Annotated in this window: 10 protein-coding genes; 2 read left to right on the forward strand and 8 right to left on the reverse strand. The window is 65.8% G+C overall.

Annotated features, from left to right (window positions below):
• Positions 1–125: 125 nt before the first annotated feature.
• The 3 genes from Q358_RS17980 to Q358_RS0112155 all read right to left on the reverse strand — a co-directional run bounded on the left by Q358_RS17980 (position 126) and on the right by Q358_RS0112155 (position 4,706).
• Positions 126–1,286, reverse strand: a complete 1,161-nt coding sequence (locus tag Q358_RS17980) for a hypothetical protein (protein WP_027962257.1) — start codon at positions 1,284–1,286, stop codon at positions 126–128.
• A gap of 100 nt (positions 1,287–1,386) precedes the next feature.
• Positions 1,387–3,993: an ABC transporter permease gene (locus tag Q358_RS0112150; protein WP_027962258.1), complete on the reverse strand. Its 2,607-nt coding sequence runs from the start codon at positions 3,991–3,993 to the stop codon at positions 1,387–1,389.
• The gene (locus Q358_RS0112155; protein ID WP_027962259.1) at positions 3,990–4,706 is read right to left on the reverse strand and encodes an ABC transporter ATP-binding protein; all 717 of its coding nucleotides are present in this window, start codon (positions 4,704–4,706) and stop codon (positions 3,990–3,992) included. Before Q358_RS0112155 ends, Q358_RS0112150 begins: the two co-directional genes overlap by 4 nt.
• On the opposite strand from Q358_RS0112155, the gene Q358_RS0112160 reads away from it, so the two are divergent.
• The gene (locus tag Q358_RS0112160) at positions 4,705–5,388 is read left to right on the forward strand and encodes an arylesterase (RefSeq protein WP_027962260.1); all 684 of its coding nucleotides are present in this window, start codon (positions 4,705–4,707) and stop codon (positions 5,386–5,388) included. The two genes, Q358_RS0112155 and Q358_RS0112160, sit on opposite strands and share 2 nt — an antisense overlap.
• A 5-nt stretch (positions 5,389–5,393) precedes the next feature.
• Here the strand turns inward: Q358_RS0112160 and Q358_RS0112165 are convergent, their stop codons facing one another.
• Complete coding sequence (locus Q358_RS0112165) at positions 5,394–6,284, reverse strand: DMT family transporter (RefSeq protein WP_027962261.1); 891 nt, start codon at positions 6,282–6,284, stop codon at positions 5,394–5,396.
• A gap of 116 nt (positions 6,285–6,400) precedes the next feature.
• Between Q358_RS0112165 and Q358_RS0112170 the strand changes: the two genes are divergently transcribed.
• Positions 6,401–7,714, forward strand: a complete 1,314-nt coding sequence (locus Q358_RS0112170; protein WP_027962262.1) for an MFS transporter — start codon at positions 6,401–6,403, stop codon at positions 7,712–7,714.
• Between the two features lie 628 nt (positions 7,715–8,342).
• Here the strand turns inward: Q358_RS0112170 and Q358_RS19075 are convergent.
• The 4 genes from Q358_RS19075 to Q358_RS0112185 are packed head-to-tail and all read right to left on the reverse strand — an operon-like array spanning position 8,343 to position 11,080.
• Positions 8,343–8,816 carry a hypothetical protein gene (locus Q358_RS19075; protein WP_425402555.1) on the reverse strand — a complete coding sequence of 158 codons (474 nt, stop codon included), beginning with the start codon at positions 8,814–8,816 and terminating at the stop codon, positions 8,343–8,345.
• Positions 8,817–8,872: 56 nt separating this feature from the next.
• On the reverse strand, positions 8,873–10,474 hold the full coding sequence (gene tnpC, locus Q358_RS0112175) for an IS66 family transposase (RefSeq protein WP_027962263.1): 1,602 nt from the start codon (positions 10,472–10,474) through the stop codon (positions 8,873–8,875).
• Between the two features lie 43 nt (positions 10,475–10,517).
• Positions 10,518–10,874 carry an IS66 family insertion sequence element accessory protein TnpB gene (gene tnpB, locus Q358_RS0112180; protein ID WP_027961197.1) on the reverse strand — a complete coding sequence of 119 codons (357 nt, stop codon included), beginning with the start codon at positions 10,872–10,874 and terminating at the stop codon, positions 10,518–10,520.
• Positions 10,871–11,080, reverse strand: a complete 210-nt coding sequence (locus Q358_RS0112185) for a hypothetical protein (protein ID WP_027961196.1) — start codon at positions 11,078–11,080, stop codon at positions 10,871–10,873. The genes tnpB and Q358_RS0112185 overlap by 4 nt, the downstream gene beginning before the upstream one ends.
• Positions 11,081–11,161: the final 81 nt, after the last annotated feature.

Genomic DNA, 11,161 nt, shown 5'->3' on the forward strand with positions numbered 1-11,161 from the left:
ATGATACCCCAGCCCCCTGCTCCTTTCACATGAATCGGCGTCATCCTGGCTCGCGCGGCATTCATGTATGCGATGTGCCGATTGCTCGTCGGCCCGGCAAGCGCCAGCGCACCGGGCCGGGTGGCTCAGCGGGTCTTCACCTGCATGGAGAATCGATCGGGCAGCGCCAGGGGGTCGTCGGCGAAGCTTTCAAGATGCTCCTCGGCGGGCAGGTCGAAGCTGGCCACCACCTCTTCGGCGCTGCCGGCCATCAGGTCGACCAGGCCACTCAAGAGGTCGGTCACCTGGGGGCCGAACATCACCCCGAAGCCTTCGGCCTGGGTGCGTGCCTGCTCGAGATATTCGGCCTCGCTGATGCCCTCCATGGTCGCCCCCAGGGCCACCAACCGGGAAAAGAGCCCGTTCTCGGCAACACTCAGCACGAAGTGACCACCACCCAGGCTGGCCTCTTCCAGCAGGGTCCCGTCGGCCATCAGCTCGGCGACATCCGCGCCCTCCGGCAGAGCCAGCAGGCTTTCCAGGTCGACCGCCAGGGTCAGGGCATCATGCAGGGTCAGCTCGCCGTCGCTGAACAGCCGGCCATCCCGCTCGCCTTCCGGCTCCCAGCGGGCGTCGAAGTCGCCATCCAGGCGCAGCTGGCCGGTGCCATCGGTCAACACATTGCTGACCATGCGCATCTGGGTGCGCTCCTCCTCGGGGGAAAGCGCAATCACGCGTTTCAGGTCGACCTTGAGCGTCTCGAGTAACAGCCTGCCCTCGCCATCCTCGAAGTCTCCGTCCAGTTCGAGGCCGGCCAGGGACGCCAGCATTTCCCCGGCGTGCTTGAGACTCAGCTCGGTAAGCGTCACCTCCTCGAACCACTGCTCGGCCAGGGCGTCGTCATCCTGGGGCGGTACGGCACTGCCCGGAGACGCCAGCACGAGCCCCCCGATGCTCAGCAGCAGGTCCTCCTCGAGTTCCTGTGGGGCGTCCTCGATATCGACCCCTTCCATACGGATGCCTTCGAGCCTGACGGCGTCGGGTTGCTCGTAGTCTCCCTCCACCACGTAGCGGTCGATCGACAACGTCTCGCCGTCTTGACCGATGAACTCCAGGTCCTCGGCGGTGGTCTCGCCGCCCAATAGCGAAGTCGAGAGATCGCCGATAACCAGCTCGCCGTGGTCAGCCATCAGCGCCTGCAAATCGCTGCCGAGGCGCTCGGCATCGGCGAAGGCCGGGGTACCGGCCAGCAGGGAAATCGCCAACGGCAGCGCCAGGCGCGGCAGTCCAGTGTTTGAGAAACGCATCAATTCATCTCCTGGGTGATCAAGGGGTCAGGCCACAGTCTAGACTAACTCAGACCATCAGGGACTGTCCCCGGCCGAGCCATCAGGTCGGTGTTTGCCATCAGGTCTCACCCAGCAGTCCCAGGCTGGTCGCCGGGGCCTGGCGGCGCAGGTCCCGGGAGAGCAGATGCCCAATGCCCCCGATCAGCAGCGCCCCGCCCAGCGGCAACACCAGCCACAGCCAGGGGTGGGCGCGTGGTACCAGATCGAGCCAGGCCACGTAGAGCCCGGCGATGGCCAGTTCGGCAAGCAGCGCCCCCATCAGCCCGCTGGCCAGGCCCAGGATGGCAAACTCCGCCCCCTGCACCCGTGAGAGCAGTCGATTGTCGGCACCGAACACCCGCAGCAGGCCACTCTCGTGGGCACGCACCGGGCGGCTGGCGGTCAGCGCCGCGTAGAGCACGCTGATGCCGGCCAGCAGCACGAAGGCCAGCACCACCTCCACGGCACGGGTCACCCGGGTCAGCAGGTCCCGTACCTGGGCGAGGATGGCATCGACATCGAGCAGGGTCACGCCGGGAAATTCGCGTACCAGGTCGCGCTGCACCTTACGCTCCGCGTCATCGAGATGGAAGGCGGTGATATAGCTGTGGCCGAAGCGCTCCAGCACGCCGGGCGGGAAGATCACATAGAAATTGGGGCGAAAGCTGTCCCAGTCCAGGTCGCGCAGGCTGGCGACCTCACCGACGATATCGTCGGCACCGATGGTAAAGGTCAGGGTATCGCCCAGCTTGAGCCCGAAGCGCTCGGCCAGGCCATCCTCCAGAGAGATCGGGACCCGCTCGGCGGCGGGTTTCGTATCGGGCTCGGCGGCCACTTCATCAAACCAGCCGCCGGTCTCGCGAGCGTCGCGCCCCGCCTGCCGGTCATCGAACCAGGTCCCCGCCACCAGGCGGTTGCCCTCGGGCAGGGTCTCACGCCAGGTAAGGTTGAGCTCGCGGCGCAGGGCGTTGTCACCCCGGGCCTCGGGGGGCACCGCTTCGCGTGGCGCCATCCCGTTAATGGCGCTGATGCGCCCGCGCACCATGGGATAGAGGGCACTGCGGGCATCGGCGGCGGCGCCGAGGGATGCCTCGAAGGCCTCGCGCTCATGGGGCTGGATATTGATGGCGAAATAGTTGGGCGTCTGTGCGGGGAGCTGGGTCTCCCAGCTGGACAGCAGATCGCCACGCACCAGGGCCATCATCGCCATGGCAAAGAAGGTCACCGCGAAGGCCAGCAACTGGCCGAGGCTGGCGGTTCGCCGGCGCGATAGCTGGGCGCCGCCCAGCCGCAGTGCCTGAACCAGGCCGGCCCTGCCCCCCTCCCGCGGCAGGCGCGCGGTCAGGCGCAGCACGCCGGCGAGCAGCAGCGAGCCAAGCCCCCACAGCACTCCCAGCATCACCAGGCCACCCGACAGCAACCCCACGGCGAGGCCCAGATCGCCGGAATAGAGCCACAGCAGGCCACCGAAGACGCCGCTGGCCACCGCCACGACCAGCCAGGCCGAGGCGGGAAGTGGGTCGAGCTCGCGGCGCAGCACCTTGAGGGCGCTGACCCTCTTGAGCCGCAACAGGGTGGGCCCGGCGAAGCCCACCAGTACCGCCAGGGCGGTGAAGACCCCGAGCCAGAGCGGCAGCGCACCCGGTGGCGGAAGCTCCAGGGACAGGAAGGTGGTGAGCAACGCCAACAGCGCCGCCTGGCCCGCCAGCCCCAGCAGCGCCCCCAGCAACGACGCCGCCAGTGCCAGCCACAGCAGCTGCAGGCCGAACAGGCGACTCAGCTCGCCCTGAGTGGCACCGAAACAGCGCAGCAGCGCGGCGGTGTCCAGGTGGCGGTCGACATAGCGGCGGGTTGACATGGCCACGGCCACCCCGGCCAGCAGCACGGCGGCGAGCCCGGCCAGGCTCAGGTAGCGCTCGGCACGCGCCAGGGCGCTGCCGAGCCCGGGCCGGTCACGACGCACATCGCGGACCTCGACGCCATCGCGGCGCAGCCGCTCCATCAGCGGTGCCAGGTCATCGAGGATATCCGGCGGCCCCGCCCCGAGCAGCTCGAATTCCACCCGGGAGCCGGCCTGGACCAGCTCGGTGGCTGCCATGTCGTCACGATGCATCATCAAGCGTGGGTTGAAGCTGGCAAAGCCCGCGGACTGATCGGGTTCGCGCTCCACCACGCCACCGACCGTCAGCTCGCTCTCGCCCAGGCGCACCCGATCACCGATCTTTGCCTCGAGCAGCAGCGCCAGGCGGGGGGCCAGCCACACCTCGCCCGGGGCCGGGCCGTGGGCCACCACCTCGACACCCTCCCCCAGGTCGACGTGCACCCCGCCATAGAGCGGGTAACGGCCATCCACCACCTTGAGGCTGGCGGGCTGGAAGGCGTCGTTCAGGCTGACCATGGAGACCATGTCCACCTGGTCGCTGAGCACCAGGCCCGCCTCCTCCAGGGTGGCCCGCACCTCGGCGTCGAAGGGGCGCCCCTGCTCCAGCACCAGGTCGCCGCCCAACAACTGGCCGGCCTGGCGGGTCAGGCCACGGTCCAGACGGTCGAGGAAGAAGCCGATCATGGTGGAGGCGGCGACCGCCAGGGCCAGGGCGACGAACAGCGCACGCACGTCCGCGGCACGCAGGTCGCGGGCCAGCCCCCGGGCCGAGAAACGCGCCAGACGCAGGACGGAGAGACTCATGCGCTCACCTCGTCGAGCCGCATCTCCTCCAGGCGGCCGTGATCGAGACGCAGGCAGCGATCACAACGCCGCGCCAGGGCGTGGTCGTGGGTCACCAGCACCAGGGTGGTGCCGGCCTCGCGGTTCAGCGAGAACAGCGCATCGATGATGCGCTCGCCGGTATCGGGGTCGAGATTGCCGGTGGGCTCATCGGCGAATACCAGCTCGGCGCCGACCACGAAGGCACGCGCCAGGGCCACGCGCTGCTGCTCGCCGCCGGAGAGCTGCTTGGGCAGGTGGTCGAGGCGCTCGCCGAGCCCCACCCGTGCCAGCCATTCCCGTGCGCGCTGCTCGCTGTCCGCGCGGGGGGAAAGCTCCAGCGGCAACAGCACATTCTCCAGGGCGGTCAGGGTCGGCAGCAGCTGAAAGTTCTGGAACACGAAGCCGACGCGACCGGCACGCAGCCTGGCCCGGCCATCCTCATCGAGGTCGGCCAGCCGGTGGCCGAACATCGCAAGCTCGCCGCCCGAGGGCAGGTCGAGCCCGGCCAGCAGCCCCAGCAGGGTCGACTTGCCGGCGCCGCTCTGGCCGAGAATCGCCACCGTCTCGCCGGGAAACACCGAGATCGCCAGGTCACTCAGGATGGTGAGCCGTCGCTCACCGCTTCTCACCTGCTTGACCAGGTGCTCGGCGTGTAGAATCGGCGTCATATCCGTACGAGAGGTTGCGTTCATGATAAAGGGATTCCCTGAGATTGCGTTGCGGCGCTTCATCGCCTGGCGGCTGACGCTGGCTCTTGCCCTGACGCTGGTAGCGAGTATCGCCGTGGCCCAGGCCGACACGCGGCCCACCCTGCTGGTGATGGGCGACAGCCTGAGTGCGGCCTACGGCATCGAGGCCGACAGAGGCTGGGTCAGCCTGCTGCAGGCACGGCTGGAGGGCAAGGCGCGGGTGGTCAACGCCAGCATCAGCGGCGAGACCTCAAGCGGCGGGGCCAGCCGCTTCCCCGCGCTTCTCGGACAGCATGCCCCCGACATCGTTCTGCTCGAACTCGGCGGCAACGACGGCCTGCGCGGCCTGCCCCCCGGCCAGTTCGAGGCCAACATGCGGCGCATGATCGAGGCCAGCCTCGCGGCCGATGCCCAGGTGCTGCTGCTGGGCATCGATATTCCCCCCAACTATGGGCGCGCCTATCGCGATGCCTTCACCGGAGTCTACCGCCGCCTGGCCGACGACTACGCGCTGGCACTGGTGCCCTTCCTGCTCGAGGGCGTGGCACTTGACGACGCGCTGATGCAGGACGATGGCATTCATCCCACCGCGGCGGGCCAACCCATCATGCTCGACAACGTCTGGCCCGAACTCGAGGCACTGCTGGAGGATAGTGGCATGGCCCTGGCCAAGACCCGCGACTAGGCGGCTTATGGCTGGCCCTCCGGCGCCGGGGCCTTCTGCCACTGCTGCAGCCCGAGTCCACCGAGGATCAGCACCAGGCCGACCAGGGTGGAGGGCAGGATCGGCTCGCCCACCACCAGGAAGAGCAGCAGCAGCGACACCGGCGGCGACAGGAAGATCAGGTTGGACACCTTGGCCGTACGCGAGATCCCGTGCACGGCAAGCTGCCACAACACGAAGGCGATGCCCATCTCGAACAGCCCCACATAGACCCCGGCGCCGAGCGCCGGCCAGCCGTGCCACTCCAAGCCGGGACCGGCGACCAGCAACAGCGTCAGCACCGGCACCCCGACGCTGAAATTCTGCCACTGGGCCACCAGCGGCGGGCGGTGATCACGGGCATTGAGCAGCCAGTAAAGCGCCCAGATCAGCGTCGAGGCCAGCGCCATGCCCACCCCGAGCGGGTCGGCGAAGGCCACGTTGAATACGGCGCCACGGGTGGCAATCACCCAAACACCGGCGTAGGCAACGAGTCCCGCCAGCACATCCATACGTGTCAGCCGTTGGCCGAGGAGCGGTACCGCCAGAAATGCCATGGCCAGCGCCCAGGTATAGTTGAGCGCCATGGCTTCCTGGCCCGGCAGTCGGTCATAGGCGCCGAACAATACCAGATAGTAGGCCACCGGATTCATCAACCCGGCCCAGGCCGCCGTGCGCCAGCCCCGGCGCAGCGCCTGCCTCAGCAGCCCCTGGCGCGCCACCAGCACGCCGATCAACGCCCAGGAGACCAGCGAGGCGAGCCACATCAGCTCCAGTGGGCTCATATATCCCAGCGCCACCTTGAAGGCGGTGGCGACGGTGGACCATAGCGCCACGGCGCCGAGGCCGTAGAGCATGGCCTGACCGTCGCGGGTCATGATGACACCCGCCTGAGCGTGGTGCGGTCGAAGAATCTGATAGGTGACACGGCGGCCTCCCTGTCGCGACAATGAAGGCACTATCCTACCAGCGAACCTGCCAGCGAGTAGCCCCCATGACCGAACCCGAGATCAGCCAGCACCGCCTCTACGAGTGGCTGACCGGCGATGATGACAGCCGGATGTGCAAGGACATTCCCGATGAGGCATGCGACGAGCAACCGCGCAGCTTCTTCCTGCATCTGGTCGCCTCGCTGGGCAACAAGCTGGCCGACGAGCTATCCAGCGCACGTCTAGTACTGCCCTGGCTACTGGGGGTAATCGGCTCACCGCTATGGATGATCGGCCTGCTGGTACCGATCCGCGAATCCGGCGCTCTCCTGCCCCAGCTGTTCGTGGCCGGCTTTATCCGACTGAAGCCCCGGCGCAAGTGGGTGTGGGTAGCCGGCGGGCTGCTCCAAGCGGCCTCGGCCACGGCTCTGGCACTCATGGCGATGTTCGGATCCGGTGGGGTCGGCGGGGCCTTGGTGCTTGCCGCCCTGGTGGCGCTTTCGCTGGCCCGCGGACTCTCCTCCATCGCCACCAAGGATGTACTGGGCAAGACCATCGCCAAGCAGCGCCGCGGCACCCTGATGGGCTGGAGCGGGAGCGTGGCGGGCGCCGTGACCCTGGCCGCCGGCGGCGTACTGATGCTCTTCGAGGACCGGCCCGGTGAGACCGCCCTGGCCGTGCTGCTCGGGATAGCGGCGCTGGGCTGGACGCTGAACGCCCTGTGCGCGGCACGTATTCGCGAGGCGCCCGGCGCCGTGGAAGGCGGCGAGAATGCCTGGGACAGCATCAAGCTGGGCCTGCGCCTGCTGCGCGACGACCGCGCCTTCCTGCACTTCAACGTATCCCGTGCCCTGCTCCTGGCAAGCGCCTTGGCACTGCCCTGGGTGGCATTGCTCGGCCAGCAACAAAGTGGCACCGAACTGGGGGGCCTGGGGGTACTGATCGTGGTCTCGGGGCTGGCCGGCATGCTGGCAAGCCCGGTATGGGGAAAGCGTGCCGATGCCTCCAGCCGGCGCGTCATGCGCGACGCGGGCCTGGGGGCGGCGGCCTGCTGCCTGCTCGGCGCCGCCATCGCCTGGCTGCCGGGCGGCTGGACCCAGACGGTATGGCCCTATGCGCTGGTCTATGCCCTGCTGGTGATCGTTCACGCCGGGGTACGCCTGGGCCGCAAGACCTATGTGGTCGACATGGCCGATGGCGACAAGCGCGCGCTCTACGTGGCGCTCTCCAACACCCTCACCGGCGTGCTGTTACTGGCGGTAGGCGGGGCGGTCAGTATCCTGGGCCAGTGGCTGGGCAGCCCGGCCCTGCTGGTGATTCTCGCCGCCATGGCGCTGGTCGCCGCCGCCAGCGCCAGCCGGCTGCCCGAGGTGGAATAAACGCCTGTCGCTGGTCATGATATCTGGCACACCTGAGCATCATTGGCATATCGCCACCCCAGTCGCCTAGCGTCATGCCGCACAATACTGCGCCATTATCGCCAGGACGTCACCGGGCGAGTCGAGGCCCTGACACAGCGGGCCAATGGCTGGCCTTTACCCGTCGCGGGCACTATCATCCGTGGGTCATCAGCCAATCCTTCAACCAAGTGGAACTCCATGGCGCAATACGTCTCTCTGCGCCATTCTCTTTTCGTTAAATTTCTATGGAAGGATGGGTAGCCCCCAGAACAACAGGCTTTCCAGCCTACCCAGAGTCCGCCCCCCTCCTACCTTTACTAAAAGCCAACATTTTTGGTTAGCTTTGCCGCTTTTGGGCCCAATTTGGCTTGGAAACTTAACTTTTTGAAGGAGAGCTGTGCGACCCGGCATTCGTCAGGAATAGTTCTCATTTTTGTTAATTTTAGCCGCTTCTTTTTCCGGATCACCTAAAGTGACCGGAAGCCCCGCCCCCGGTTAACCGACACAATGGCACCTTGCCTGCTGCAGCTAGAAATGCTTTAAACATTATGCAGAATCATTTTCCATAACTCCGCTATGGGTTATGTTATGGAAAATACTGTATAGACTATAGGTCGAGCAAGACCTGTCGGTAATGGCTAGAAAAGCTAACTTGGTAGTGAGCTTGGGTCTCGCGACGACTCTCATACGGAGCTGCAAGGGGATCATTCTCCAGAAGGCCAAAACTGACACTCGACACGTTATCAGCTCCTCCTTTTCCCTCTGCTCCGCCGTGCGGATGATGAGATCTCGATGAAAGATTTTCCAACTGGGTCAGTACTGCTAAATCATCTGGGAGGTCCTCCGCAGTCCGCTTCGCAAAGCGCTGAAGAGTGGGCTCTGCAAGCATAAACAGCCAAGCGTGATCATCGTTCTGTCCTATTCTTCTTAACACCCTTCCAAGCACCTGACGGTAGTGAAGCTCAGTGCGGATGCGGCTGAGGTAGCAGCACACCTGAAGACGAGGGATATCCGTTCCCTCACTGATCATGCCGACTGCTACAATCCATCGGCAGTCACTATGCCGAAACAAATTGATCACCTGCTGGGCACCTAACGTCGTAAGCGCTCCACCAACCCCACCTTCTGTGGCGTGAGTTAGATCGGTAGTGTGTCTTTCCAGCGCCAAGGGAGCAGCGTGTTGAGGTCGTCGTCCTCGCCGAGTGTCGGTAGCGTTTCGAACACGAACTGCAGGTACTCGTAGGACGAGAGGCCATTGGCCTTGGCCGTCTCGATCAGGCTGTAAATGGCGGCGCTGGCCTGGGCACCGCTCGGTGTGTGGCTGAAGAGCCAGTTCTTGCGGCCGACGACGAAGGGGCGGATGGCATTTTCCGCGGCGTTATTGTCGAGCGGGATCAGCCCGTCATCGAGGAAGCGGGTCAGGCGCTGCCATTGGCCATCCAGGTAGTGCAACGCTCTGCCCAGTGCGCTCTTCGGCAGCACCTGAGTCAGCGACTTGTCGAGCCAGGTGCGTAGCTGGGTGATCAGCGGGCGGCTCTTCTGCTCGCGCAGCGACTGGCGCGCTTCGGGTGCCAGGCCCTTAGCCTGCTTTTCCACGCCATAAAGCTTGCGAATCTGATTGAGGGCCCAGTCGGCCTTGCCGGTCTTGCCCTTGGGCTGCACCTTCTGCGCCTCGACGAACTTGCGACGGGCGTGCGCCCAGCAGCCGGCATGGATGATACCATTCTTGCGCACCACCTCGGCATAGCCCTCGTAGCCATCGGTGACCAGGCGACCGGCATAGTCACCCAGCAGGCGTACGGGCACTCGTCCGGCGCGGCTGGCGTCATAGTCAAACAGCACCACCTGTTGGCCAGGTGGGCCACCGCGCTGTAGCCACATATAGGACGTTGAACTCGCCGGCCGGTCGGGTTCCGTGTTGACCTGAAGTGTGGTCTCGTCCATGTGGATCAGCGGGGCTTGCAGCAGGTGTCGGCGTAGCGCCTCGATCAGCGGTGTCATTCGCTCGCCGGTTTGCACCATCCAACGGGCCAGGGTGTTGCGCGGGATCTCGGCGCCGTGACGGGCAAAGATCTGGCTCTGCCGGTAGAGCGGCAAGGCGTCCTGGTACTTGGCGGTGGCCACATAGGCGAGCAACGTCGGGCTGGCGTTACTCTTCGGCAGCAGCTTGGCGGGTGCCGGGGCAATCTGTACGCCCTCTTCGCAGGCGGGGCAGCCGTACTTGACGCGCACATGGCGGATCACCTCGACCCGCGCTGGCACCACATGCAGCTCCTCGCTGATCTCTTTGCCGATCTCCTTGAGCTCGGTGCCGTCATCGTGGCAATGCCGGGCCTCCTTGGGGAGCTCATGGACGACCTCGACGCGAGGCAGCTCGGGCGGCAAAGCCACTCGGCCGCCACGGCTGCGGCGCTTGGCCGGCTGTTGGGGTTCAACCGGCACATCAGCTTCGTGGCCAGCCGTGTCATCCTGGGCGCCGGCCTCCTCCTCGTCGGCCGCCACTTCCGCCTCGTTGATGAGCAGGTCTCCCTGCGCGACACGGTACTTTTCGGTGGAGGGACCGAACTGACGTTCGATGGCCAGGCGGAACTGCTCGAACAGCGCCGCCTTGGCGGCTTCCCACTCCGCTTCCTTCTTCTCCATCAGTTGATGGAGACGCGCGATTTCCTCCTGCTGAGAACGCACTTGGCGCTGCAGCTGGGAGACGCTGGCGGAGGAAGTCGAGGTCGACGAAGTCATGCCGATATTTTACCAAGCAGTGCCACCGGAGGCAGCAAAAACATCAACCCACTGCCTGGAAATCCAAGGCCTTGTGGGGCTGCATGGCGCTGAGGTCATAGCCATCCAGAAGCCAATTCAGCTCCTGACCCGAGAGGGTGACCGTGTCGCCCTCCAGTCGGTCCGGCCACTTGAAGCGCTCCCGTTCCAGGCGCTTGTACCAGACCACGAAGCCGTTGCGCTCCCAGAACAGCAGCTTCACCTTGTCGCGCTGGCGGTTGCCGAACACGAACACGGCCTCCTCGAAAGGGTTGAGCTCCATGGCCTCCTGAACCAGCAGGGCCAGTCCGTCGATCTGCTTGCGCATGTCGACCGGCTCGCGGCACAGATAGACTCGCAGTCCGGTATCTGGCCGAATCATGGCGCTACCTCCACGGCGACGAAGCGCTGCGGCCGATGCCGCGGCGGCACAGGCACATCCTGCACCACCAGACGCTGCTCCCACGCCAGCAGTGACGCCAGCTCAAGTCCTTGCTCCTCGGCGTACTCGCTCAGCGGCAGTTGTCGAGACGAGGCATGGAACAGATGGCCCAACCAGAGGGCCTGCGTCGAAGTCAGGTCGGTCATGGTGTCCTCCTTGCTATCGAATGACACCAGTCTGACGGACACTATTCAGCGGCAGAAGATGGGGTTGGTGGAGCGCTTACC

The organism is Halomonas halodenitrificans DSM 735 (assembly GCF_000620045.1).
Taxonomy (GTDB): domain Bacteria; phylum Pseudomonadota; class Gammaproteobacteria; order Pseudomonadales; family Halomonadaceae; genus Halomonas; species Halomonas halodenitrificans.

Bases quoted from the DNA above. Each gene is read 5' to 3' on its own strand.
- Q358_RS17980 (WP_027962257.1), bottom strand. From the start codon at position 1,286: ATGCGTTTCTCAAACACTGGACTGCCGCGCCTGGCGCTGCCGTTGGCG.
- Q358_RS0112150 (WP_027962258.1), bottom strand. From the start codon at position 3,993: ATGAGTCTCTCCGTCCTGCGTCTGGCGCGTTTCTCGGCCCGGGGGCTG.
- Q358_RS0112160 (WP_027962260.1), top strand. From the start codon at position 4,705: ATGATAAAGGGATTCCCTGAGATTGCGTTGCGGCGCTTCATCGCCTGG.
- Q358_RS0112155 (WP_027962259.1), bottom strand. From the start codon at position 4,706: ATGAACGCAACCTCTCGTACGGATATGACGCCGATTCTACACGCCGAG.
- Q358_RS0112165 (WP_027962261.1), bottom strand. From the start codon at position 6,284: ATGACCCGCGACGGTCAGGCCATGCTCTACGGCCTCGGCGCCGTGGCG.
- Q358_RS0112170 (WP_027962262.1), top strand. From the start codon at position 6,401: ATGACCGAACCCGAGATCAGCCAGCACCGCCTCTACGAGTGGCTGACC.
- tnpC (WP_027962263.1), bottom strand. From the start codon at position 10,474: ATGACTTCGTCGACCTCGACTTCCTCCGCCAGCGTCTCCCAGCTGCAG.
- tnpB (WP_027961197.1), bottom strand. From the start codon at position 10,874: ATGATTCGGCCAGATACCGGACTGCGAGTCTATCTGTGCCGCGAGCCG.
- Q358_RS0112185 (WP_027961196.1), bottom strand. From the start codon at position 11,080: ATGACCGACCTGACTTCGACGCAGGCCCTCTGGTTGGGCCATCTGTTC.